The sequence below is a fragment of the Pseudomonas sp. NFR09 genome (genome assembly GCF_900111535.1).
GTDB classification, from domain to species: Bacteria; Pseudomonadota; Gammaproteobacteria; order Pseudomonadales; family Pseudomonadaceae; genus Aquipseudomonas; species Aquipseudomonas extremorientalis.
Map to the genome: position 1 here is coordinate 19,518 of NZ_FOIH01000016.1, position 24,657 is coordinate 44,174.

Annotated in this window: 22 protein-coding genes, 1 tRNA gene and 1 pseudogene; 15 read left to right on the top strand and 9 right to left on the bottom strand. The window is 60.6% G+C overall.

Annotation, left to right across the window (positions count from 1 at the left end; all coding sequences use genetic code 11):
• Window positions 1–3: 3 nt before the first annotated feature.
• The 4 genes from acnD to BMX59_RS27760 form a co-directional block, all read right to left on the bottom strand.
• On the bottom strand, window positions 4–2,598 hold the full coding sequence (gene acnD, locus BMX59_RS27745) for a Fe/S-dependent 2-methylisocitrate dehydratase AcnD (RefSeq protein WP_071491417.1): 2,595 nt from the start codon (window positions 2,596–2,598) through the stop codon (window positions 4–6).
• A gap of 199 nt (window positions 2,599–2,797) precedes the next feature.
• Complete coding sequence (gene prpC / locus BMX59_RS27750; protein WP_092242678.1) at window positions 2,798–3,925, bottom strand: bifunctional 2-methylcitrate synthase/citrate synthase; 1,128 nt, start codon at window positions 3,923–3,925, stop codon at window positions 2,798–2,800.
• Window positions 3,926–3,966: 41 nt separating this feature from the next.
• Window positions 3,967–4,860 carry a methylisocitrate lyase gene (gene prpB, locus BMX59_RS27755; RefSeq protein WP_021491517.1) on the bottom strand — a complete coding sequence of 298 codons (894 nt, stop codon included), beginning with the start codon at window positions 4,858–4,860 and terminating at the stop codon, window positions 3,967–3,969.
• Window positions 4,860–5,570, bottom strand: coding sequence for a GntR family transcriptional regulator (locus tag BMX59_RS27760; RefSeq protein ID WP_058427390.1), 711 nt, complete (start codon window positions 5,568–5,570; stop codon window positions 4,860–4,862). Before BMX59_RS27760 ends, prpB begins: the two co-directional genes overlap by 1 nt.
• A gap of 270 nt (window positions 5,571–5,840) precedes the next feature.
• Here BMX59_RS27760 and BMX59_RS27765 point away from each other — a divergent pair, with 270 nt between their 5' ends.
• The 4 genes from BMX59_RS27765 (at window position 5,841) to pabB (ending at window position 10,344) form a co-directional block, all read left to right on the top strand.
• Window positions 5,841–6,377: a retropepsin-like aspartic peptidase RloA gene (locus BMX59_RS27765; protein WP_093128083.1), complete on the top strand. Its 537-nt coding sequence runs from the start codon at window positions 5,841–5,843 to the stop codon at window positions 6,375–6,377.
• A gap of 5 nt (window positions 6,378–6,382) precedes the next feature.
• The gene (locus BMX59_RS27770) at window positions 6,383–7,915 is read left to right on the top strand and encodes an osmotic stress tolerance membrane protein RloB (RefSeq protein ID WP_093128085.1); all 1,533 of its coding nucleotides are present in this window, start codon (window positions 6,383–6,385) and stop codon (window positions 7,913–7,915) included.
• A complete protein-coding gene (locus tag BMX59_RS27775) occupies window positions 7,915–8,901 on the top strand; it encodes an alpha-L-glutamate ligase-like protein (protein WP_071491420.1) in 987 nt (328 codons plus the stop codon). The genes BMX59_RS27770 and BMX59_RS27775 overlap by 1 nt, the downstream gene beginning before the upstream one ends.
• Window positions 8,902–9,000: 99 nt before the next feature.
• Window positions 9,001–10,344: an aminodeoxychorismate synthase component I gene (pabB, locus tag BMX59_RS27780; protein WP_093128087.1), complete on the top strand. Its 1,344-nt coding sequence runs from the start codon at window positions 9,001–9,003 to the stop codon at window positions 10,342–10,344.
• 123 nt (window positions 10,345–10,467) lie between these two features.
• Here the strand turns inward: pabB and thrH are convergent, their stop codons facing one another.
• Window positions 10,468–11,085: a bifunctional phosphoserine phosphatase/homoserine phosphotransferase ThrH gene (gene thrH / locus BMX59_RS27785; protein ID WP_093128089.1), complete on the bottom strand. Its 618-nt coding sequence runs from the start codon at window positions 11,083–11,085 to the stop codon at window positions 10,468–10,470.
• Between the two features lie 152 nt (window positions 11,086–11,237).
• On the opposite strand from thrH, the gene BMX59_RS27790 reads away from it, so the two are divergent.
• The 3 genes from BMX59_RS27790 to BMX59_RS27800 all read left to right on the top strand — a co-directional run bounded on the left by BMX59_RS27790 (window position 11,238) and on the right by BMX59_RS27800 (window position 14,695).
• A complete protein-coding gene (locus tag BMX59_RS27790; RefSeq protein WP_071491423.1) occupies window positions 11,238–11,972 on the top strand; it encodes a phosphoadenylyl-sulfate reductase in 735 nt (244 codons plus the stop codon).
• A 466-nt stretch (window positions 11,973–12,438) separates the two neighbouring features.
• Entirely contained in the window at window positions 12,439–13,965 is a 1,527-nt protein-coding gene (locus tag BMX59_RS27795; protein WP_093128091.1) for an NCS1 family nucleobase:cation symporter-1, read from the top strand.
• 13 nt (window positions 13,966–13,978) lie between these two features.
• Window positions 13,979–14,695 (top strand): aspartate/glutamate racemase family protein, encoded by a 717-nt coding sequence (locus BMX59_RS27800; protein WP_071491425.1) that lies wholly within the window; start codon window positions 13,979–13,981, stop codon window positions 14,693–14,695.
• Here BMX59_RS27800 and BMX59_RS27805 read toward each other — a convergent pair.
• On the bottom strand, window positions 14,676–15,605 hold the full coding sequence (locus BMX59_RS27805; protein WP_092242646.1) for a LysR family transcriptional regulator: 930 nt from the start codon (window positions 15,603–15,605) through the stop codon (window positions 14,676–14,678). The genes BMX59_RS27800 and BMX59_RS27805 overlap by 20 nt on opposite strands.
• 125 nt (window positions 15,606–15,730) lie before the next feature.
• Between BMX59_RS27805 and BMX59_RS27810 the strand changes: the two genes are divergently transcribed.
• On the top strand, window positions 15,731–16,477 hold the full coding sequence (locus BMX59_RS27810) for a 3-oxoacyl-ACP reductase family protein (RefSeq protein ID WP_092243314.1): 747 nt from the start codon (window positions 15,731–15,733) through the stop codon (window positions 16,475–16,477).
• A gap of 85 nt (window positions 16,478–16,562) precedes the next feature.
• Here BMX59_RS27810 and BMX59_RS27815 read toward each other — a convergent pair whose 3' ends face one another.
• Complete coding sequence (locus BMX59_RS27815; protein WP_093128093.1) at window positions 16,563–17,252, bottom strand: HAD-IA family hydrolase; 690 nt, start codon at window positions 17,250–17,252, stop codon at window positions 16,563–16,565.
• Between the two features lie 257 nt (window positions 17,253–17,509).
• Here BMX59_RS27815 and BMX59_RS27820 point away from each other — a divergent pair.
• Together BMX59_RS27820 and BMX59_RS27825 are read left to right on the top strand one after the other, a co-directional pair.
• Window positions 17,510–17,761: pseudogene (locus BMX59_RS27820) on the top strand (type II toxin-antitoxin system RelE/ParE family toxin); the annotation flags it as partial.
• On the top strand, window positions 17,715–18,071 hold the full coding sequence (locus BMX59_RS27825) for a helix-turn-helix domain-containing protein (RefSeq protein ID WP_071491428.1): 357 nt from the start codon (window positions 17,715–17,717) through the stop codon (window positions 18,069–18,071). The pseudogene BMX59_RS27820 and the gene BMX59_RS27825, both read left to right, overlap by 47 nt.
• Before the next feature lie 125 nt (window positions 18,072–18,196).
• Here the strand turns inward: BMX59_RS27825 and BMX59_RS27830 are convergent, their stop codons facing one another.
• Entirely contained in the window at window positions 18,197–19,165 is a 969-nt protein-coding gene (locus tag BMX59_RS27830) for an NAD(P)H-binding protein (protein ID WP_093128095.1), read from the bottom strand.
• A gap of 92 nt (window positions 19,166–19,257) precedes the next feature.
• On the opposite strand from BMX59_RS27830, the gene BMX59_RS27835 reads away from it, so the two are divergent.
• From BMX59_RS27835 to BMX59_RS27845, 3 genes are all read left to right on the top strand, one after another.
• On the top strand, window positions 19,258–20,142 hold the full coding sequence (locus BMX59_RS27835; RefSeq protein ID WP_093128097.1) for a LysR family transcriptional regulator: 885 nt from the start codon (window positions 19,258–19,260) through the stop codon (window positions 20,140–20,142).
• Between the two features lie 54 nt (window positions 20,143–20,196).
• Entirely contained in the window at window positions 20,197–20,775 is a 579-nt protein-coding gene (locus tag BMX59_RS27840; protein ID WP_092242631.1) for a DUF4337 domain-containing protein, read from the top strand.
• Window positions 20,776–20,961: 186 nt separating this feature from the next.
• Window positions 20,962–22,416, top strand: coding sequence for a trypsin-like serine peptidase (locus tag BMX59_RS27845; RefSeq protein ID WP_256573007.1), 1,455 nt, complete (start codon window positions 20,962–20,964; stop codon window positions 22,414–22,416).
• A gap of 162 nt (window positions 22,417–22,578) precedes the next feature.
• On the opposite strand, the gene BMX59_RS27850 is transcribed toward BMX59_RS27845, so the two are convergent.
• A tRNA-Ser gene (locus BMX59_RS27850) sits at window positions 22,579–22,668 on the bottom strand.
• A 320-nt stretch (window positions 22,669–22,988) separates the two neighbouring features.
• Between BMX59_RS27850 and BMX59_RS27855 the strand changes: the two genes are divergently transcribed.
• Window positions 22,989–23,681 carry a crotonase/enoyl-CoA hydratase family protein gene (locus tag BMX59_RS27855; protein ID WP_071491433.1) on the top strand — a complete coding sequence of 231 codons (693 nt, stop codon included), beginning with the start codon at window positions 22,989–22,991 and terminating at the stop codon, window positions 23,679–23,681.
• A 212-nt stretch (window positions 23,682–23,893) separates the two neighbouring features.
• Window positions 23,894–24,616 (top strand): lysophospholipid acyltransferase family protein, encoded by a 723-nt coding sequence (locus BMX59_RS27860; protein ID WP_093128101.1) that lies wholly within the window; start codon window positions 23,894–23,896, stop codon window positions 24,614–24,616.
• Window positions 24,617–24,657 lie beyond the last annotated feature (41 nt).

The window sequence follows — 24,657 nt, forward strand, 5'->3', positions numbered from 1 at the left end:
CCCTCAGGCCGTCGCCGCCGATTCCAGGAAGTCCTGGGCAAAGCGTTGCAACACGCCGCCCGCCTCGTAGATCGACACTTCTTCGGCGGTGTCGAGGCGGCAGGTCACCGGCACCTCGACACGTTCGCCATTCTTGCGGTTGATCACCAGGGTCAACTGCGCCCGCGGAGTACGCGCGCCGACCACATCATAGGTCTCGCTGCCATCGATCTTCAGGGTGTGGCGGTCGGTGCCCGGCAGGAACTCCAGCGGCAACACGCCCATGCCCACCAGGTTGGTGCGGTGGATGCGCTCGAAACCTTCGGCGGCAATCGCCTCCACACCGGCCAGCCGCACGCCCTTGGCCGCCCAGTCGCGAGACGAGCCCTGGCCGTAGTCCGCGCCGGCAATGATGATCAGCGGTTGCTTGCGCTCCATGTACGTTTCGATGGCCTCCCACATCCGCGTGACCTGGCCTTCCGGCTCGATGCGCGCCAGGGAACCCTGCTTGACCTTGCCGTTTTCCACCACCATTTCGTTGAACAGTTTCGGGTTGGCGAAGGTGGCCCGCTGCGCGGTCAAGTGATCGCCCCGGTGCGTCGCGTAGGAGTTGAAGTCGACTTCCGGCAGGCCCATTTTCGCCAGGTATTCGCCGGCGGCGCTGTCGAGCATGATCGCGTTGGAGGGCGACAGGTGGTCGGTGGTGATGTTGTCCGGCAGCACCGCCAGCGGGCGCATGCCCTTGAGCGGACGGGCACCGGCCAGCGCACCTTCCCAGTAAGGTGGGCGGCGGATATAGGTGCTTTGCGGACGCCATTCGTACAGCGGCGCGACTTTCGGGCCAGTGTCTTCGTGGATGGCGAACATCGGGATGTAGACCTGGCGGAACTGCTCCGGCTTGACCGAGGCCTTGACCACTGCGTCGATCTCTTCGTCGCTCGGCCAGATGTCCTGCAGGCGGATTTCCTTGCCATTCGCGTCGAGGCCAAGCACGTCTTTCTCGATGTCGAAGCGGATGGTGCCGGCAATCGCATACGCGACCACCAGCGGCGGCGACGCGAGAAACGCTTGCTTGGCGTAGGGATGAATACGCCCGTCGAAGTTACGGTTGCCCGAGAGCACGGCGGTGGCGTACAGGTCGCGGTCGATGATCTCCTGCTGGATCACCGGGTCGAGTGCGCCGGACATGCCGTTGCAGGTGGTGCAGGCAAATGCCACCACACCGAAGCCGAGTTTTTCCAGCTCATGGCCCAGGCCGGCTTCTTCCAGGTACATCGCCACGGTTTTCGAGCCGGGTGCCAGGGACGATTTGACCCACGGCTTGCGGGTCAGCCCAAGCTTGTTGGCGTTGCGCGCCAGCAGGCCGGCGGCGATCACGTTGCGCGGGTTGCTGGTGTTGGTGCAACTGGTGATGGCGGCGATGATCACTGCGCCGTCAGGCATTTGGCCTGGCACTTCGTCCCACTGGCCGGAAATACCCTTGGACGCCAGATCGCTGGTGGCAACGCGAGCATGGGGGTTGCTCGGGCCGGCCATGTTGCGCACGACGCTGGACAGATCGAAGGTCAGCCCTCGCTCGTACTGCGCGCCCTTGAGGTCATCGGCCCACAGGCCGGTGTGGCGAGCGTACTGCTCCACCAGCGTGACTTGTTCGTCTTCGCGGCCGGTGAGTTTCAGGTAGGCGATGGTCTGTTGGTCGATGTAGAACATCGCCGCAGTCGCGCCGTATTCCGGGGCCATGTTGGAGATGGTTGCACGGTCGCCGAGCGTGAGTGCCGAAGCACCTTCGCCGAAGAACTCCAGCCAGGCGCCAACCACTTTCTGTTTACGCAGGAACTCGGTCAGCGCCAGCACCATGTCGGTGGCGGTGATGCCCGGTTGCAGCTTGCCGGTCAATTCGACGCCGACGCTTTCCGGCAGGCGCATCCACGAGGCGCGACCGAGCATCACGCTCTCGGCTTCCAGGCCGCCGACACCGATGGCGATCACGCCCAGGGCATCCACGTGCGGGGTGTGGCTGTCGGTGCCGACGCAGGTATCGGGGAAGGCCACGCCGTCGCGCACCTGGATCACCGGGGACATTTTCTCCAGGTTGATCTGGTGCATGATGCCGTTGCCGGGCGGGATTACATCGACGTTCTTGAAGGCCTTCTTGGTCCACTCGATGAAATGGAAACGGTCTTCGTTGCGACGGTCTTCGATGGCGCGGTTTTTTTCGAACGCGTCCGGGTCAAAACCACCGGCTTCGACGGCCAGGGAGTGGTCGACGATCAGTTGCGTCGGCACTACCGGGTTGACCTGGGCCGGGTCACCGCCTTGCAGGGCGATGGCGTCACGCAGGCCGGCGAGGTCGACCAGAGCGGTCTGGCCGAGGATGTCGTGGCACACCACACGCGCCGGGAACCATGGGAAGTCGAGGTCGCGCTTGCGTTCGATCAGTTGGCTCAAGGAAGCATTGAGGGTGGCTGGGTCGCAGCGGCGCACCAGGTTTTCCGCAAGGACGCGGGAGGTGTAAGGCAAGGTGGCGTAGGCGCCAGGGGTGATTGCCTCGACGGCCGCACGGGCGTCGAAGAAATCCAGGCGGCTGCCGGGAAGCGGTTTGCGGAATTCAGTGTTCATCGTCAGGACTCGGTCACGGTGATAACAAAGGGAGGACCTGCACCGATCCAGAATTGAAATGCGGTCACAATGTGGGAGGGGGCTTGCCCCCGATAGCGGTGGGTCAGTGCCCGCTGCATCAACTGACAGACAGCAATCGGGGGCAAGCCCCCTCCCACATTTGATCCGGTTAACAATTCGGGATCGTCGGCATTCCCATTCAGCGACGTTCGATTGGCACGAACTTGCGCTGCTCGACGCCGGTGTATTCGGCGCTTGGACGGATGATGCGGTTGTTGGCGCGCTGTTCGAACACATGCGCCGCCCAGCCCGTCAGGCGCGAGCACACGAAGATCGGGGTGAACAGCTTGGTCGGGATGCCCATGAAGTGGTACGCCGAGGCATGGTAGAAGTCAGCGTTGGGGAACAGCTTCTTCTGTTCCCACATGGTCTTGTCGATGGCTTCGGAGACCGGGAACAGCACCTTGTCGCCCACCTCGTCCGCAAGTTTTTTCGACCAGCCCTTGATCACTTCATTACGCGGGTCGCTGTCTTTGTAGATCGCGTGGCCAAAGCCCATGATCTTGTCCTTGCGCGCCAGCATGCCGAGGGTGCCTTCGACCGCCTCTTCAGCGGACGAGAAACGCTCGATCATTTCCATCGCCGCTTCGTTGGCGCCGCCGTGCAGCGGGCCGCGCAGCGAGCCGATGGCGGCGGTGACGCAGGAATACAGGTCGGACAGGGTCGAGGCACACACCCGAGCGGTGAACGTCGAGGCGTTGAATTCGTGTTCCGCGTAGAGGATCAGCGACACGTTCATCACCTTGACGTGCAACTCGCTGGGCTTCTTGCCGTGCAGCAGGTGCAGGAAGTGGCCGCCGATGCTCGGCTCGTCGGTCACGCAGTCGATGCGCTTGCCGTCGTGGCTGAAGCGGTACCAGTAGCACATGATCGCTGGGAAGGCAGCGAGCAGGCGGTCGGTGACGTCGCGCTGCACGCTGAAGTCTTTTTCCGGCTCGATATTGCCCAGGAACGAGCAACCGGTGCGCATTACGTCCATCGGGTGGGCGTCGGCGGGGATACGCTCCAGCACTTCCTTCAGCGCTTGCGGCAGGTCGCGCAGCTTGCCCAGCCTGGCGCTGTAGGCGGCCAGCTCGGTCTTGGTCGGCAACTCGCCGTACAGCAGCAGGTAGGCGACTTCTTCAAATTGCGCATCGGCGGCCAGTTCGCGCACGTCGTAGCCGCGATAGGTCAGGCCGGCACCCGCCTGGCCCACGGTGGACAGTGCGGTCTGCCCAGCCACCTGGCCACGCAGGCCGGCACCACTCAATACTTTTGCTTCAGCCATGTCTGTTCTCCAATCTTGAATTTATTCGGGAGTGCGCCGGGTTATTTTTTCGCGGCAAACAGCGCATCGAGCTTCTGCTCGAAGGTGTGGTAGTCGATGCGATCGTAAAGCTCCATGCGGGTCTGCATGGTGTCGATCACGTTCTGTTGGGTACCGTCGCGACGGATCGCGGTATAGACATTCTCGGCGGCCTTGTTCATGGCGCGGAAGGCCGAAAGCGGGTACAGCACGATGGAAACATCGGCAGATTTCAACTGTTCGGTGGTGTACAGCGGCGTGGCGCCGAACTCGGTGATGTTGGCCAGGATCGGCGCTTTCACGCGGGAGGCGAACAGTTTGTACATCTCCAGCTCGGTGATGGCTTCCGGGAACACCATGTCGGCGCCGGCCTCGATGCAGGCGGCGGCACGTTCCAGCGCGGATTCCAGGCCTTCGACGGCCAGCGCATCGGTACGCGCCATGATCACGAAGCTGTCATCGGTGCGCGCATCCACGGCGGCCTTGATACGGTCGACCATTTCCTGCTGGGACACGATTTCCTTGTTCGGGCGATGACCGCAACGCTTGGCGCCCACCTGATCTTCGATATGGATGGCGGCCGCGCCGAACTTGATCATCGACTTGACGGTGCGCGCCACATTGAATGCCGAGGAGCCGAAGCCGGTGTCCACGTCCACCAGCAGCGGCAGGTCGCACACGTCGGTGATGCGGCGTACGTCGGTCAGCACATCGTCCAGGCCGGTGATGCCCAGATCCGGCACACCGAGGGAGCCAGCCGCCACCCCGCCACCCGACAGGTAGATAGCCTTGAACCCGGCGCGCTTGGCCAGCAGTGCGTGGTTGGCGTTGATCGCACCTACCACCTGCAGCGGGTGTTCACTGGCGACCGCGTCACGGAAACGCTGGCCGGGAGTCGTCTTGTTATTGGAACTCATCATTCACCTCGTGATGGGGGAGTGCCGTCCGGGAAGTGACGGGCAATATTGCGTTTGGATGCGCCGATATGCCGGCGCATCAACAGTTCGGCCAGTTCACCGTCGCGATCGGCAATCGCGTCGAGAATGCGGTGGTGCTCGGCAAAGGCCTGGCGCGGACGATTGGGGGTGGCGGAAAACTGGATGCGGTACATGCGCACCAATTGGTACAGCTCGCCGCAGAGCATCTGGGTCAGGGTGCGGTTGCCGGCGCCCTGGATGATCCGGTAATGGAAGTCGAAGTCGCCCTCCTGCTGGTAATAGCCCAGGCCGGCCTGGAAGGCTTCGTCGCGCTCGTGGGTGTGCAGCACTTGGCGCAACTCTTCGATTTCCGCGTCGGTCATGCGCTCGGCAGCCAGGCGACAAGCCATGCCTTCGAGGGATTCGCGGATTTCATAGAGCTCGATCAGTTCGTCGTGGCTCAGCGACACCACCCGCGCGCCAACGTGAGGCACGCGCACCAGCAGGCGCTGGCCTTCCAGGCGGTGGATCGCCTCACGCAGCGGGCCACGGCTGATGCCGTAGGTGCGCGCCAGCTCCGGCTCGGAGATCTTGCTGCCCGGGGCGATCTCGCCCTTGACGATGGCGGCCTGGATACGCCGGAAGACGTTCTCGGACATGGTCTGGGAATCGTCTTGCGCCACCACTGGGGATTCCAGCTGATCCAGCATATTGTCGACACCTTTGAAAGCAATGCCGCAAAAACTAGCCAATCAGCCCAGGATAGTCAAAGAATAAATACACATTGTCGACAATCGTCTAATAACCAGGGTTGCACCCTATCAGGGCATGGCCGCCTGCCAGCGCTGGCGCCAAAAAAGCATCATGTTAGAATGCCCGGCACTTTTGCCTGACATCATTGGATGAAACGGCGTACGAGGGAGTTTGCGCAGCAATGCCAGTCGCCTTGAATTGAACATCGCACTGCCGCCTCGGGATCTATGAGACTCAAACCCTTCCTTCTATTGATGTGCCTGTTGACCGCACCCAGCCTCGGCGCTGCCGCCGAGAAGACCGTGTATGGCCTCAACGAATACGCCCAATTGGCCGGTATCGACCTGGAAGTCGCCGCCAAACTGGATACCGGTGCCAAGACCGCCTCGCTCAGTGCCCGTGATATCAAGCGCTTCAAGCGCAACGGCGAATCCTGGGTGCGCTTCTACCTGGCCATCGACACCGCCCATTCCCATCCCATCGAGCGTCCCCTGGCCCGCGTCAGCAAGATCAAGCGCCGCGCCGGTGACTACGACCCCGATGAGGACAAGAACTACACCGCCCGTCCGGTGATTGCCCTGGATATCTGCATGGGCACTGCTTTACGCAGCATCGAAGTGAACTTGACTGACCGCAGCGCATTCCAATACCCGCTGCTGATCGGCTCCGAAGCGCTGAAACGCTTTGATGCGCTGGTCGACCCCAGTCTTAAATACGCAGCAGGCAAACCCGCCTGCGCCACCGACGCTCATACCGCCGAGTAAACCGAATGCGCTCTCTGACCCTGCACCTGAAGATCCTGATCACCATCCTGGTGGTTTTGGGTATTTCGGTCACCGCTTATCAGATCTTCGTGCTGGGGATCCCCGTCACCGAGGACGCCACCGACGACTTGTGGAACATCGACGCCAAGGTCGAGTTCGTCGCCAACCCGAAAGACCCGGTAAAGATCCAGATGTTCGTGCCGCCCCTGAGCCGCGACTTCGTCAGCCTCAACGAAAGCTTCATCTCGAATAACTACGGGGTGAGCGTCAACCGCATCGACGGCAACCGCAAGGTCACCTGGTCGGCGCGCCGCGCCAAGGGTAACCAGACCCTGTACTACCGCCTGGTGCTGACCAAGCGCTACAGCGGCGAGAAGGTCAAGGTCAAAGGCCCCACATTCCGCGACAGCATCGCCGTGGAAGGCCCGGAAAAGATTGCCGCCGAAGCCCTGCTGGCGCCGATCCGCCAGCACTCGGCCGACGTCGAGACGTTTATCACCGAAGCGATCAAGCGCACCAATAACCTCAACGACGACAATGTGAAACTGCTGCTGGCGGGCGACCCTTCGACGCCACACAAGGCCAAGATCGTCGAGCTGCTGCTGTCCATCGCCCACGTGCCGGTGGAAAAGGTCCACACCATCCGCCTGGTCGCCGACCAGCCGCAAACCCCGGAACTGTGGTTGCGCAGCTTCAACGGCAATGACTGGTTGTACTTCAACCCGGACACCGGCGAACAGGGCCTGCCCGCCGACCGCCTGCTGTGGTGGACCGGTGATGAAAACCTGATCACCGTCGAGGGCGGCAAGAAGGCCATGGTGACCTTCAGCCTGAACAACAGCGAGATGAACGCGATTCGCCTGGCCAAGCTGACCGACGAGAACACCGACGCCAACTTCCTCGAATACTCGCTGTACGGCCTGCCGCTGCAAACCCAGCAGACCTTCATGATCATGGTGATGATCCCGATTGGCGTGCTGGTGATCCTTATCCTGCGCAACCTGATCGGCCTGCAGACACTCGGCACGTTCACCCCGGTGCTGATCGCCCTGGCGTTCCGCGAGACGCAGCTGGGCTTCGGGATTGTGCTGTTTACGATTATCACGGCGCTGGGACTGTCCCTCAGGTCGTACCTGGAACACCTGAAATTGCAGATGCTGCCAAGGTTGTCGGTGGTGCTGACCTTCGTGGTAGTGCTGATTGCGGCCATCAGCCTGTTCAGCCATAAGCTGGGGCTGGAGCGCGGGTTGTCGGTGGCGCTGTTCCCGATGGTGATCCTGACCATGACCATCGAACGCCTGTCCATCACCTGGGAGGAACGCGGCGCCAACCATGCGCTGAAAGTGGCGATTGGTACGCTGTTCGCGGCGTCCCTGGCGCACCTGATCATGAGCGTGCCGGAGCTGATCTACTTCGTGTTCACCTTCCCGGCGGTCCTGCTGATCCTGGTGGGGTTCATGCTGGCCATGGGGCGTTATCGCGGTTACCGCCTGACCGAGCTGGTGCGTTTCAAGGCGTTCTTGAAGGCTGACCGGTAATGTTCGGTTTCTGGAAGACCTGGAAAGCCCTGGAAGCGCGCGGGATCATGGGCATCAACCGGCGTAACGCCGACTACGTGCTCAAGTACAACAAGCGCAGCCTGTACCCGATCGTGGATGACAAGATCATCACCAAGGAGCGCGCGCTGGCGGCCGGCATCCATGTACCGGAAATGTACGGGGTGATCAGCACCGAGAAAGAAATCGACAAGCTCGACGAGATCATCGGCGGGCGCAGCGACTTCGTGATCAAGCCGGCCCAGGGCGCCGGCGGGGACGGCATCCTGGTGGTCGCCGACCGCTTTGAAGGGCGCTATCGCACGGTGTCGGGCAAGATCATCAGCCATGAAGAGATCGAGCATCAGATTTCCAGCATCCTCACTGGCCTGTATTCCCTGGGCGGCCACCGTGATCGTGCGTTGATCGAATACCGTGTGGTGCCCGACCAGATCTTCAAGAGCATCAGCTATGAAGGCGTGCCGGACATTCGCATCATCGTGCTGATGGGCTACCCGGTGATGGCGATGCTGCGCTTGCCGACCCGCCAGTCGGGCGGCAAGGCCAACCTGCACCAGGGTGCAATTGGCGTCGGCGTGGACCTCGCCACCGGCCTGACCCTGCGCGGCACCTGGCTGAACAACATCATTACCAAACACCCCGACACCACCAATGCGGTGGATGGCGTGCAGTTGCCCAACTGGGACGGTTTCATGAAGCTCGCCGCCGGCTGCTATGAGCTGTGCGGGCTGGGCTATATCGGCGTGGACATGGTGCTGGACCAGGAAAAAGGCCCGTTGATCCTGGAACTGAATGCGCGGCCTGGGCTGAATATCCAGATTGCCAATGACTGCGGCCTGACCCTGCGCACCCATGCGGTGGAAGCACGGTTGGAAGCGCTGAACGCCGCTGGCGTGACGGAAACCCCGGAAGAACGGGTGAAGTTCGTGCAGGAAATGTTTGGGCATATTCCCCCCGTCGAAGGCTGATCAGGTCTTCAATCTGTCTATCCCCGACATCCCCCCTAGGAGCAAATCCTACGGGGGACTACAATCCCCTCCCCCGCGCCAATGGCTGATCCACCCCGCATGTTGACCTGCTCCGTACACCCGCTGCCCTACCGGGCCAACCCCGCCGAGTATTTCGCGGCGATTCGCCATGCGCCTGGCGCAGTGCTGCTGGACAGCGGCCGACCGGCAGCCGAGCGCGGACGGTATGACCTGTTGAGCGCGTGGCCACACACGACATTGACGGTATCGCACGACGAAAGCGGCAGTGATTTCCTGCAACGCTTGCGTGCAAATCTTACGCAGTTGGGCGAGGCGGATCTGCCTGCTGGTTATGAGCTGCCGTTTGCCGGTGGGTTGATCGGTTACCTGAGCTATGACTTTGGCCGACACCTGGAGCACATGCCGCACCTTGCCGCGGATGACCTGCACCTGCCGGATGCGCGCTTCGGGCTGTATGCCTGGGCATTGATCAGTGATCATCAGGCGCAGACCAGCCAGCTCGTGTTTCATCCGACACTGGCCGATAGCGAGCAGCAACGCTTGATCACTCTGTTCGGCCAGCCGGTCGCCGACAGCGCGGCAATCTTCAAGTTGAACGGTCCCATGGCACCGGACCTCACCGCCGAGGCCTACCGCCAGGCTATCGTGCGCATCCAGGATTACATCCAGGCCGGCGACTGCTACCAGGTGAACTTTGCCCAGCGTTTCCGGGCCCCGTGCATCGGCGATCCATGGGTCGCTTACTGCGCCCTGCGCGAAGCTTGCCCGACGCCGTTCTCCGGGTTCCAGAGCCTGCCGGACGACGGCGCGGTGCTGAGCTTGTCGCCAGAGCGTTTCGTGCACATCAGCAAACGCCAGGTCGAAACCCGCCCCATCAAAGGCACCCGCCCACGCGGCCTGACGCCTGAGGAAGACGCCGCCAACGCCGCCGAACTGCTGGCCAGCCCCAAGGACCGCGCCGAAAACCTGATGATTGTCGACCTGCTGCGCAACGACCTGGGGCGCACCTGCCGCACCGGCTCGGTCAGCGTGCCGGAGCTGTTCAGCCTGGAAAGCTACCCCAACGTGCACCACCTGGTGAGCAGCGTCATCGGCGAGCTGGCCGACGGCAAGGACGCGCTCGACCTGATCGCCGGCAGCTTCCCCGGCGGCTCCATCACCGGCGCGCCGAAGATCCGCGCGATGCAGATCATCGACGAGCTGGAGCCGACTCGCCGTGGGTTGTACTGCGGCTCGCTGGTGTATCTGGATGTGCGCGGCGAGATGGACAGTTCCATCGCCATTCGCAGTTTGCTCGTCAAGGATGGCCAGGTGTGCTGCTGGGGCGGCGGCGGGATTGTGGCGGATTCGCAGTGGGAGGCGGAGTATCAGGAGTCGCTGACGAAGGTGCGGGTGTTGCTGGAGACACTGGACGGTTTGTAGTGACTGGGCTGGCCTCTTCGCGGGCAAGCCCGCTCCCACATTTGACTGCATTCTCATGATGGAACTCGGTCAAGTGTGGGAGCTGGCTTGCCTGCGAAGAGGCCATCAGCCGCGCTGAAAGCCTTACAGGCTCAACGACCGATTCGAGGCCTTGATGAATTCTTTCTTCAACTCCTCGAAGGTATGCACCGCCGGGAATTGCGGGAATTCGCGAATCACGTTTTCCGGCGCGTGGAACAGAATCCCACGGTCGGCTTCGCCCAGCATGGTGGTGTCGTTGTAGGAGTCGCCGGCGGCGATCACGCGGTAGTAGAGGGTCTTGAAGGCCAATACCGACTGGCGCTTCGGATCTTTCTGGCGCAGTTGGTAACTCACCACACGGTCAGTTTCGTCGGTAATCAGGCGGTGGCACAGCAGGGTCGGGAAACCCAGCTGACGCATCAGCGGCTGGGAGAATTCGTAGAAGGTGTCGGACAGGATCACCACCTGGAAGCGCTCGCGCAGCCAGTTGACGAACTCGACGGCGCCATCCAGCGGTTTGAGGGTGGCGATCACTGCCTGGATGTCGGCGAGCTTGAGCCCGTGCTCGTCGAGGATGCGCAGGCGCTGCTTCATCAGAACGTCGTAGTCGGGAATGTCCCGGGTGGTGGCGCGCAGGGATTCAATACCGGTTTTTTCGGCGAAGGCGATCCAGATTTCCGGAACCAGTACCCCTTCCAGGTCGAGACAGGCAATTTCCACAAGACACTCCCTTATAGATGTTGTTGGTTGAGCGAGCAAAAGGACTGCCGAACTCTAGCGATTCATGCTCGCCGCCGCAACGCAGGGCGGATTTTGATACCATCGCTCCCCTATAGAGCGCTCAGCGCCACTGACCTGTAGGAACCGTCCTGATGAACCAAGCCTTCGACGTCGCTGAACTCGCCGCGACTTATGCCAACAAATCCGCCCAGGACATTCTCAAGCTGGCCTTCAACCAGTTCGGTGATGACCTGTGGATTTCCTTCAGCGGCGCCGAGGACGTGGTGCTGGTAGACATGGCCTGGAAGCTGAACAAGAACGTCAAGGTGTTCAGCCTCGACACCGGCCGCCTGCACCCGGAGACCTATCGGTTCATCGAGCAGGTGCGCGAGTTCTACAAGATCGATATCGAGCTGATCTCGCCGGACCAGAGCAAGCTGGAACCCTTCGTCAAAGAGAAAGGCCTGTTCAGCTTCTATAAGGACGGCCACGGCGAATGCTGCGGCGTGCGCAAGATCGAACCGCTGCGCCGTAAACTCGCCGGCGTCACTGCCTGGGCCACCGGCCAGCGCCGCGACCAGAGCCCCGGCACCCGCAGCCAGGTGGCGGCGCTGGAAATCGACACGGCCTTCTCTACCCCGGAACGCACCCTGTACAAGTTCAACCCGCTGGCGCAGATGACCAGTGAGGAAGTCTGGGGTTACATCCGCATGTTGGAACTGCCTTACAACAGCCTGCATGAGCGCGGCTTCATCAGCATCGGCTGCGAGCCCTGCACCCGCCCGGTGTTGCCGAACCAGCATGAGCGTGAAGGTCGCTGGTGGTGGGAGGAAGCCACGCAGAAGGAATGCGGGTTGCATGCGGGGAATATCATCAGCAAGGCCTGAAGTTGCGCTGTAAAAATGTGGAAGGGGGCTTGCCCCCGATAGCGGTGGGTCAGCCAGGTCAATAGTGACTGACACGCCGCAATCGGGGGCAAGCCCCCTCCCACATTTGAGTTATGTTAGCCACTGAACGTGTACACACATATGTAACCATCGGTGCCATTTATGTGTGCAATCCAGCTTGTTGCGCACCATTACGTAACACCTCTCCCCTCCTGTCTTTTGTCTTTACAAATAGCCCGGCTCCCACCAAAAAATAAATAGCTGTTCAAGCGGTCAATTTATATTGCTTTTAATTCAGCCAGTTATTCAATAAACCTATAAAAACGAAATTACCCCAGGTTTTCATAGATCAAAAACTGGCACGCAAGTGGCTTAAGGTGAAACACGCTTTGTATACAATAAATACAAAACCTACATACACTTTGCCATCTGCGGCCTGGCTGCCGATGTGCTGGAGCCTGCCGGAATGCGTACAAGCCTCTCGAATAACATCGCACTGGATCTGCCCTCCTCCCTGAAGCCCGAAGCCATCGAGCACGGCCCTCTGGTGCTGAGCCCACGCCTGCACAACAAGGACCTGGCGCCCACCAAGGTTGAAGGCCGGCGCTGGGGTCGCTATAGCATCTTTGCGCTGTGGACCAATGACGTGCACAACATCGCCAACTACTCGTTCGCCATTGGTTTGTATGCGCTGGGCCTGGGCGGCTGGCAGATTCTGTTGTCTCTCGGCATCGGTGCGGCGCTGGTGTACTTCTTCATGAACCTGTCGGGTTATATGGGCCAGAAAACCGGTGTGCCGTTTCCAGTGATCAGCCGTATCAGCTTCGGCATTCATGGCGCGCAGATTCCGGCGTTGATCCGCGCGGTGATTGCGATTGCCTGGTTCGGCATCCAGACCTACCTGGCGTCGGTGGTGTTCCGCGTGTTGCTGACGGCGATTCATCCCGGCTTTGCCGAATACGACCACAATTCGATCCTGGGCCTGTCGTCCCTCGGCTGGGTGTGTTTCGTAGCAATCTGGCTGGTGCAACTGGTGATCCTCGCCTATGGCATGGAAATGGTACGCCGCTACGAAGGCTTCGCCGGACCGGTGATTTTGCTCACCGTGGCGTCGTTGGCCGGTTGGATGTATTTCCAGACCGGCGGGACTATCGCCTGGTCGATCCGCGAGCCGCTGAGCGGCGGCGAGATGTGGCGCAATATCTTTGCCGGCGGCGCGCTGTGGCTGGCGATCTACGGCACGCTGATCCTCAATTTCTGCGACTTCGCCCGCTCCTCGCCGTGCCGCAAGACCATTCAGGTGGGTAACTTCTGGGGCCTGCCAGTGAATATCCTGGTGTTTGCCGCGATCACCGTGCTGCTGTGCGGCGGGCAATTCCAGCTCAATGGCCGAGTCATCGAAAGCCCGACCGAGATCATCGCGGCCATCCCGAATACCTTTTTCCTGGTGCTGGGCTGTCTGGCGTTCCTGATCGTCACCGTGGCGGTGAACATCATGGCCAACTTTGTCGCGCCGGCCTTTGTGCTGAGCAACCTGGCGCCCAAGTACCTGAACTTCCGTCGCGCCGGGTTGATCAGCGCCACCGTGGCGGTGCTGATCCTGCCGTGGAACCTCTACAACAGCCCGCTGGTGATCGTGTACTTCCTGTCCGGCCTGGGCGCGCTGCTGGGGCCACTGTATGGGGTGATCATGGTCGATTACTGGTTGATCCGTAAAAGCCAGGTGGACGTGCCGCAGTTGTACAGCGAAGACCCGCGCGGCGTTTATTACTACAGCCGTGGAGTCAATTTGCGTGCGGTGGCAGCGTTTATTCCTGCGGCGGTGATCGCCATTCTCCTGGCCTTGTTACCGGGTTTTGCCAACGTGTCACCGTTTTCCTGGATGTTTGGCGCCGGTATTGCAGGGCTGTTGTACTTGCTGATCGCCAAGCGCCAGCCGTTCTACGCCGATGTCAGCGGCGAAAGCATTGCCGTCGATAACGTCAGTCATTAATCAAGGACCTTCCATGCGTATCCTCGTGGTCAACGTCAACACCACCGAATCCATCACTGAAACCATCGCCCAGCAGGCGCGCGCCGTGGCTGCGCCGGGCACCGAGATTGTCGGGCTCACGCCGTACTTCGGCGCCGAATCGGTGGAGGGCAACTTTGAAAGCTATCTGGCGGCCATCGCGGTGATGGACCGGGTGATGGCCTATGACCAGCCGTTTGATGCAGTGATCCAGGCCGGGTACGGCGAGCATGGTCGTGAAGGCTTGCAGGAATTGCTCAACGTGCCGGTGGTGGACATCACCGAAGCCGCCGCCAGCACGGCGATGTTCCTGGGTCACGCCTACTCGGTAGTGACCACCCTGGACCGCACGGTGCCGCTGATCGAAGACCGCCTGAAACTGGCCGGCCTGTACCAGCGCTGCGCCTCGGTGCGCGCCAGTGGCATGGCGGTGCTGGAGCTGGAAGAAAACCCGCTGGCAGCGATGGAGGCCATCGTGCGCCAGGCGGAACTGGCCATCAGCGAAGACAAGGCCGAGGTGATCTGCCTGGGCTGTGGCGGCATGGCCGGGCTGGATGAGCAGATTCGCCAGCGCACCGGTGTGCCGGTGGTGGATGGGGTGACAGCGGCGGTGACCATTGCCGAGTCGCTGGTGCGGCTGGGGTTGTCGACGTCGAAGATCAGGACTTACGCAACGCCAAGGGCGAAAAAAGTCATCGGTTGGCCGCGCTGAAGCGTTGGTTCAACTGCTGCTCGGCGAATTGCTCGATGATGAAATCCACAAACGCGCGGGTCTTGCCGGGCAGCAGTTTGTGTTCGGCGTAGTAGATGGAAATGTTGCCGTCGTCGACGTACCAGTCGGGCAGCACTCGCACCACCGCACGGCTGTCCAGGAATGGCACGGCCATAGGCATGCTCACCAAGGCGACGCCCAGGCCTTGGGCGCTGGCGCAGCAGGCGGCTTCGGAATCGCTCATGGTCATGCTCGGTCTAAGCACCAGCGGGCGGTGTTCACGCTCGGTACTGGTCAATTGCCAGGAGCGCACGCGCCCGGTCTGCGGTGAACGGATGAGAATCCCGTGGCAACGCGCCAGGTCTTCGGGCACCCGCACCGGGGGACGCTGTGCCAGATAGTCCGGTGACGCCACCAGCACGCGATGGGCCGGGGTCAACTTGCGCGCCACCACCCCCTGGGGCAGCTCGAAGCCCCCTCCGATGGCGGCATCGAAGCCCTGGCCGATCAGGTCGACCTGGCGGTTATCGAAATGCCAGTCCGGGCTGATGTCCGGGAAGCGGCGCATGAACGCGCCCAATAGCGGCACCACGTAGCGATTGCCAAACACCGTACCCATGCTCACTTTCAACGTGCCCACCGGCCGCCCTTCAGCGCTGGCCAGGTTGGCCACGGCGTTCTGGATGGTGGTAAGGCTGCCGCTGACCTCTTCGAGAAACAGCTTGCCGGCTTCGGTGAGGGTAAGGCGCCGGGTGCTGCGCTGGAACAGGCGTACGCCCAAACGCGCTTCGAGCTTGGCGACACTTTTGCCCACCGCCGCCGGTGTCAGGCTCAGGTGCCGCGCCGCTTCGGCAAAGCTGCCACCTTCGGCGCTGCGCACGAAACATTCGATACTGCCAAAGCTTTCCATATCGACCACTCTAAACTTTTGGTTTACACAGACTATAGCAATCCTGGTCTACCGGGAGGGGCTGGCGAGGTCGATACTCGGTTCCAACAACAAGGCATCCCGCCTTGAACAGCTTGGAGATCGACATGACCACCCAAAACCTCAGCGGCAAAGTCGCCTTGATTCAAGGCGGTTCTCGCGGCATCGGCGCCGCCATCGTCAAACGTCTTGCCGCGCAGGGCGCAGCCGTTGCCTTTACCTACGTCAGCTCGGCCGCCAAGGCCGAAGAACTGCAGAACAGCGTGATCAGCGAAGGCGGCAAAGCCCTGGCGATCCATGCCGACAGCGCCGATGCCGATGCGATACGCAATGCGGTCAACGCCACCGTCGAAGCCTTTGGGCGTCTGGATATACTGGTGAACAACGCCGGCGTGCTGGCCATCGCGCCGCTGGAGGATTTCAAGCTGGAAGACTTTGACCAGACCCTGGCAATCAACGTACGCAGCGTGTTTATCGCAACCCAGGAAGCGGCCAGGCATATGGGTGAAGGCGGCCGCGTGATCAATATCGGCAGCACCAATGCCGAACGCATGCCGTTTGGTGGCGGTGGCCCATATGCGATGAGCAAGGCAGCGCTGGTGGGCTTGACCAAGGGCCTGGCGCGGGATCTGGGGCCACGGGGGATCACCATCAACAACGTGCAACCTGGGCCGGTGGACACCGATATGAACCCGGCCAACAGTGATTTTGCCGAGAGTCTGATTGGGTTGATGGCGGTGGGGCGGTATGGGCATGTGGAGGAGATTGCCAGTTTTGTGGCTTACCTCGCAGGACCGGAAGCGGGCTATATCACCGGTGCAAGCTTGACCATCGATGGTGGCTTCAGCGCCTAGGGCTTCCTGAACACTGCAAATCAAATGTGGGAGGGGGCAAGTCGAATCGTCGCACCGCCCCTCCCACATTTTCAACCGCGATCAATCAGGTTCGAGGTGGCAGGCCGTAGGCCGCCAGGTCAAAGTCCGCGAGCTTGCGGATGATCTGGTCGGCGTGGTGGTACTTGCTGTCGGCCATGGCTTCATCCGGCACAGCGATGGCGGTCATATGGGCAGCTTTGGCAGCAGTGACGCCGAAGGGTGAGTCTTCGAACACCAGGCAATCCTCGGGCGCAACGCCCAGGCGGCGGGCGGCGGTGAGGAAGATGTCTGGCGCGGGTTTGGCGGCGCCCACTTCCGGGTCGTCAGCGGTGACGATGGTGTCGAACAGGCCAAACCATTCGCGGTGCAAGGTGGTCTTGTGGCCAAACGAATTGCGCGACGAACTGGTGCCCACGGCAATCGGGATATTGTGCGCCTTCAAGTGCCGCACCAAGGCTTCGGCGCCGGGCATGCCCAAGGCCTTGGGGAAACGCTCGCTCATCAGCGGTTCGCGGATCTCCAGGAATTGAGCCGGTGTGATCGGCAGGTCCAGCGCCTTCACCACGTAGTCCGCCAGGTCCTGGGCACCACGCCCGATGATGTGCTGCTTGATGCCCCAGTCGTAGGTGCGGCCGTAGCGCTCGGCGATGATTTGCGTGACTTCGGTATAGATGCCTTCAGTGTCCAGCAACAACCCGTCCATATCGAAAATCACGGCCTTGATCGGACCGACTGCGGTACGCGGTGCATTCATCACGACAACCCAAGGGAAAGACTAAAAGGATTCAGCACAATAGCGGTGCGGGTCCCATGCAGGCAACCGCCATGACTTTGTATCGATTCGATTCCCGAGTTGATGGCCCTTCATATCAGTGCCTCATAACTGGCAACAGTTATACCGGTCGGTGTGTGCGGCGACCGTCTACGGTTTGTGAGGGCAGCGCGAACCGCCACTGGCCGGCGTCTGAAAATATCGCTTGATAACCTTATAAAAGACTTATTAATCTTCCAATGAACTCCATCCACTGGACTAGAAAATCCGTAAAGCAACTGCTTCGGTTGCATACGTATCATCAGCAACAGGTACGCGATGCGGTGTCAGCGCTTGAGCGCATGCCCGAGGCAGCCAACGTCAAGGCATTGGTCAATTACCCCCATGGTTATCGCTTGCGCGTGGGTAATTACCGAGTCCTTTTCGATTGGGATCGCGATATCCATGTGGTCAGCATTGAAGAGGTCAAGAAGCGTGACGAGCGAACCTACTGCCGTACAGATCATCCACAATACGGAGGGCAAGCCAGCCTTTGTGGTGATTCCCTATGAACATTATCTGGCCCGGCAGAACGATCCAAATCTGATTCCCCATGCGGTGGTAAGCCGCCTGGTGGATGGGGCAACCCCTATCCGTGCATGGCGCGAACACCTGAACCTGACCCAGGAAGAGGTTGCCAAACGCCTGGGCATTTCCCAATCCGCATTTGCCCAACAAGAGTCGGTGAACAAACCTCGCCGTGCAACGCGGGAAAAAATTGCCAAGGCCTTCGGCATCAACGCCAGTCAACTGGAGCTATAAAGCGTAACTCTGGAAAATCCGCGCCCTCAGCCCACCCATTGCAGCCCTTGCTCAAGGCTTCCACCTGGATCCGCGCATGGGCCAGTGCCGTAGAGGGCGTGCCACAGGCCACTTTGAGCCAAACTTCACACTGTCCGAGGCAGGCAACCCATGCCGGCCAGGGTCGTCTCCACCGCTTCATCCAGCGGCGTGCAAGGTTCAGCGCCCAGTACCGCAACCAGCCGCGTGTTATCGAGCAGTACAGGGGTTTGCCACAGGTAACGCATCTCCAGCATTTCACGGAAGGTGGCGACAAAGGGCGAAGCTATTTTGAGCAGCCACCAGGGGAACATCCTGACGACAGGCTGTTGCCCCGTCCTACGCAGCACCACGCGCTGGATCGCCCGGCTCAGTTGTGTGCCATCCGTGTCCACCTGCCCCGCCATATGAAAACGCACGAACGCCTGCAGGGTTTCACGGCGCTCCAGCAGTTCAACCATCGTACGCGCCACATCGGGCAGGTACGCCCATTGATGGGCAACACCTGGCGCCCCCGGATAATTGATGCTGCGCACAAGGTTGCCAGGTTTGACCAAGCCCTGGGAAAACCAGCTGTTGGCCGCCTGCGCGCCGAAAAAGTCACCGGCGCGCACGATCAGCACCCTCGCCCCGTTGCCTGAAGCTTCGTATAAACGCTGCTCCAGTTGCACACGGATCGCGCCCTTGCGGGTTTGCGGATGTTGGGGAGAGTCTTCGTGCAGCACAGGAAACGCGTCCGGCCCGAAGTTGTAGACGGTACCGGGCAATACAATGGTGGCGCCTTCAGCAACGGCCGCCGCGATGCTGTTGTCGATCATCGGCAGCACCCGCTCGGCCCAGTGCCGATAGCCCGGCGGGTTGACCGCGTGCACGATCACTTCACAGCCTCGGGCTGCAGCAAGTACGTCATCGCGGTTGAGTGCATCACCCTCAAGCCAGTCAAATGCGGCGTTCTGGCCACGGGCCTTGTCGACATCACGGGTCAACGCACGTACCTGCCAACCCGCCGCGAGCAGCTGCCGTGCGACTTCGCCACCAATGCCACCGGTTGCACCCAACACCAATACTTTGTTCATCACACTCTCCCACAGGGGTTGATGGGGACATTTTCTGCGTGCCGCGCTATAGAGGAATTGTCGAAGATCGCCCAGGCGCTATACATTTATGCATGGCAACGAATATTGGTTGGGAGCTTTACCGGTCGTTCCTCGGCGTTTTCCGAGAAGGATCGTTGTCGGGAGCCGCGCGGCAACTCGGCATTACACAGCCCACGGTCGGCCGGCACATTGCCGCGCTGGAAACGGCGCTGGGCGTGGTGCTGTTTACCCGTTCACCGAGCGGCTTGTTGCCCACGGCGGTAGCCCGGACCCTGCGCGCCCACGCCGAAACCATGGAACGCACAGCGGCGGCACTTGAGCGTGCAGCGTCTGCCCAGGGTGATGAAGTGCGCGGCGTGGTGCGCGTGTCCGCCAGTGAAGTGATCGGCGTGGAAGTGCTGCCGCCGATCCTCACGCAAGTGCGCCAGGCACACCCGCACCTCAAGGTCGAACTGGTGCTGACCAACCGCCTGAGCGACCTGTTGCAACTGGAAGCCGACATCGCCGTGCGCATGGTCCGCCCCAGCCAGGAGCAACTGCTGGCGCGACGCATCGGCTTGATCGAAGTGGGCCTGCATGCCCGCGACGATTACCTGCAGCAACACGGCACGCCCCTGTTGATGCAGGACCTGGCCGGCCACTCAGTGATCGGTTTCGACCAGGAAAACGCATTTATCCGCAGCCTGGCCATCACGGGCTTCGAGCGCAGCGCCTTCGCCCTCAGCAGCGACAGCGACCTGGCACAATTGGCGCTGATCCGCGCCGGTGCCGGTATCGGCGGCTGCCAGGTCCAACTGGCCAAGCGCGATCCCTGCCTGCGCCGGGTCCTGCCAGAAGGCTTTGCACTCAAGCTGGACACCTGGGTGACCATGCACGAAGACCTGCGCAACAGCCCGCGCTGCCGCGTGATGTTCGATGCCCTGGTGGAAGGTTTGCAGCGTTACGTACAGGATTGAGACAACTTCACTGGTGAAGAATCAGACTCCCTCAGTCCCTTCACAGACGCCCCCATGCCCGAAGCCTTCGAAGTCCCCAGCCCCCACGAAAAACACATCGAACACACCACCGAACATGCCCACGGCCGTGGTGACACCTTCGCCAGCCGCATCGCCGTGATGACCGCCCTCATGGCCACCCTCGGCGCCATGCTCAGCTACCAGGCCGGCTCCACCGAAAGCGAAGCGGCAATGGACAAGAACAACGCCGCCATCTTCAAGACCGAAGCCGCCAACCAGTGGAACTACTACCAGGCCAAATCCAGCCGGCAAAACCTGGCAGAACTGGCCACCCACATTCCCGGCGTGGACGCGGTGCATTACAAGGAAGAGATAGAGCGCTACAGAAGCCAGAAGGAAGACGTGCGCAAACAGGCCGAAAAGCTTGAGGCCACGTCAAAGCAATGGGATGAAAAGTCGGAACAGGCGCTGCACGAGCACCATCGCTGGGCCCAGGCGATGACCGCGATTCAGATCGCGATTTCATTGGCGGCGATTACCTTGCTGACCAGGCGGGAATGGTTGAAGCGCCTGTCGTATACGGCGGCGGGTGTCGCGGTGGTGCTGGGCAGCCTGGCGTGGCTGCATATCTGAGACGATGCAGTCAAAAGGTGGTGACGCCATGATCACTGGGATCAGCACCTTCTCTCAAGGGCTCACGCAATAGTCCTGTATGGCACTTGCCATGGCCTGATTGGGTAGTTTCAGCCAATCAATGACTTCCTTGTCGGGGCCCTTATGTCACGTACTCACAGCGCTTGCGTTTTCCTGTATCTCCTGTTGCTCAGCATCGTCTGGCCCTGCCACGCCAGAGACCTGGCCGAAGGACTTACCGAACAGTCACCGTCCATGGCACTTGAGAATAAACACCACCGTTACCCGCAATGGACCGGCATCGGTTCACTGAAAAACGCCTTAGGCCAGACCTGCAATGCCGTTCTGCTTGACACTCATGATCGCCGGGGCAAGGCCACCGGCCCGGCTTATGTGCTGACCAGCGGGCACTGCGTGTTCTTCAGCTACGGTACGGCGCTCCTGCGCCGGGCGTTCACCGCCGATGTCACCTTCAATTACTTTCATGACACACCTGAGCGGCATGTCACCTACGCCGTCAAAACAGCACATTGGAGCAGCATGGCGGGCACCGATTTAGCCGTGCTCGAACTGGATACGTCACTGGCCGCGCTGGTGGCCAGCGGGATCATGCCACTCAGGCTGGCATCTCAACGTCACACGTCGGATCGAGAAGTGATCAATGTGGGAGCGCCGACCGGGTTTCTGAAAAAGGGACTACGCATGAGCGCCTGCGTGGAGTCGACTATCAACAGTTTTGCCGAACAACCCGGTGTGTTCCCCAACGCCTTGCGCAACCGCTGCAACGGTCTGCGCCCAGGCAGCTCCGGCAGTCCGATGCTGGACCGGAATACCAATGAAATCACCAGTATCATCAGCAAGGTCGCGTCCGCCATTCAGAAGGACATTCTCAATAGCTGTCAGAACAACTCGGTGTGTGAAGCCGCCAAATTCAACTACAGCTATCCTGCCAACCACTTGTACTACTGCTTTGTAGACGGTGTGTTCCGTAATGACACCCCGACCTGCCAGCTCAAGGCCGTTGAAATCACGCTGGACGAACCATGGAACCTGAAGCCGTATGTGCATTTACAACGTGATGCCGCCGGCCAAATAACCCGTCCAACCTGGAACCTGAGATTCTCGATCCAGGAGCCGTTCTACCGATTCAAGGCCGTAAATGACATCAACGATTGCGCACGCACCCACGGCTACCAAGTCGCCGCCGCCTCTGACGAGGCGTACATCAACCAGTCCATCGGCCCCGTGCTGGGGCCGCATGTGCTGTGCATACTCGGCGTGCAAAAGGCCGAGCAACCGCTGACCGAAGCACTCCTGCGTAATGTATTCACCCATTCGGTCTTCCTGACCAACCCCGCACCGGCACCGCAGATCAAGCACCGCTATCACATCGCCTGGGAAAACCAGCACAGCGGTTTTAGCCAGCATTACTACTACAGCGTGCATTCGGCGAGCAGGACCACCTGTGGAGATATTGACGATGAACGCTACACCCTGGCCATGGATGGCATTTTCCTGGAAATAGCAGAGCTGCCGGTCACGTTATGCAGCTATGCACGCAACGGTGTTGGGCAACCGTCAGCCATTCGCACAGACATGATCGAAAGCGCAACGGTTCGTTCGCAGCATCATGCCAGGTGAGGCAGCAAGCCCTTTTCAGCAACCTTTGATGAAATTCGGGTATGAGAATAGGCAATGCCCAAAAGGCACCACTCGACCGGGGCACAGACGTGGGTAGGCTGCGAAATCGCGGGCAAAAAAAATCCCGCTGAGCGTCTAACTCGCGGGATTTCTTCAAGAATGTGGCGGTGAAGGAGAGATTCGAACTCTCGATACAATTTCTTGTATACACACTTTCCAGGCGTGCTCCTTAAGCCACTCGGACACTTCACCGTATCTCGTCAAACCAGTTCAGTCTGTCGAGGCGCGCTAATGTAGTCGAAAGCCTTTCTGATGGCAAAGGTTTTTTTCAGAATATTCATGCGCTTAGCCGGTTATGCCGCTCACCGCCCGGCAAGGGGCGTTTATTGTGCCATTCTCAGGCATTGGCGGTAGGTGTCTGGGGTGGCGATTGTGCCCTGCCCCAGGCATTCCAATGCGCTGTGCAGGGGAAAACCCTGACTGGCCAGTCAGTCACAGCGCTTTACCGGGGCGGGCGTGGTGGGTAACGTCTGCTGCATTCTTCTATAACAAGTCCTACAAGGAACCGCGTCATGAGTGAGTTGATTGCCTACCACCTCGAAGACGGTATCGCGACCCTGACCTTGAGCAACGGCAAGGTGAATGCCATTTCTCCGGCGGTGGTCAGTGCGTTTAATGAAGCGCTGGACCAGGCGGAGAAGGACCGGGCGGTGGTGGTGATCACCGGCACGCCGGGGATTTTGTCGGGTGGTTATGATTTGAAGGTGATGACCGCCGGCCCTAAAGAGGCGATCAGCCTGGTGACGTCCGGTTCGACGTTGGCGCGTCGCCTGTTGTCGCACCCGTTCCCGGTGATTGTGGCGTGCCCTGGCCATGCGGTGGCCAAGGGTGCCTTCCTGCTGTTGTCGGCGGATTATCGGATTGGCGTGGAAGGCCCGTTCAGCATTGGCCTGAACGAGGTGGCGATTGGCATGACCATGCACCACGCCGGTATCGAGTTGGCGCGGGATCGCCTGCGCAAGTCGGCGTTCCATCGTTCGGTGATCAATGCCGAGATGTTTGACCCGCAGGGCGCGTTGCAAGCGGGCTTCCTCGACAAGGTGGTGGCACCGGAAGAGCTGCACGCGGCGGCGCTGGAAGCGGCGCGTCAGTTGAAGAAGCTCAACATGAACGCCCACAAGCACACCAAGTTGAAAGTCCGTAAAGAACTGTTGGAAGCCTTGGACGACGCCATCATCCAGGACCAGGGGCATATACTGAGTTAAGCCCTACGCCTGATACACCGAAGCCCGACCTTGCGTCGGGCTTTTTCTTACAACCAATTCCGAATTATCTTCAGCCGCTCTAGCTTGCCTGTATCGACAGATGTTGAAACATGCGCTTAAACATCGGCTATCTCCTACCTCTACCGGGGTAATTGCCGAATACAGTGCACAACCGTACACTGCGCCACCTTTTGTCCCGGTAGGCCGTGTCGATGCTTTTCCTGTTGCGTATGTTGTTGATGAGCCTGCACTTTATGCTTGCCGGCGTGCTCGGCGTGCTGGTTGGTGTGTGCCGGCCGTTCAACCCGGACAACAGTCGCCTGTGCGCACGCCTGTACGCGGTGCCGGCCATGTGGATCCTGCGGCTCAAGGTGAAGGCCGATGTGGACTCGCTGCGCAACAAGCCCGGCACCTGCGTGATCATCGCCAACCACCAGTCCAACTATGACCTATTTGTGTTCGGCACCGTGGTGCCCCACCGTACGGTGTGCATCGCCAAGAAAAGCCTGAAGTGGGTGCCGCTGTTCGGCCAGTTGTTCTGGCTGGCGGGCAATGTGTTGATTGACCGGGGCAATGCGCACAAGGCACGCCGTGCGATGCTCACCACCACCCACACGTTGCAGCATGAAGACACCTCGATCTGGGTGTTCCCGGAAGGCACGCGCAACCTGGGCAAAGGATTGCTGCCGTTCAAGAAAGGTGCGTTCCATATGGCGATTGCGGCGGGTGTGCCGATTGTGCAGGTGTGTGTCAGCAATTACGTCACGCATATGCAGCTCAATCGCTGGAACAGTGGGGATGTGCTCATACGGTCGCTGCCGCCAATTCCTACCGTTGGCATGACTTCGGATGACATCCCGGCGTTGATGCAGGCGTGTCATGCACAGATGGAAGCCTGTATTGACGAGATGGACCGCGAGTTGCGGGCAGCCTGAACACCGCTTGAAGGCGCTTCGCACCCCAGCGCGAGCAAGCT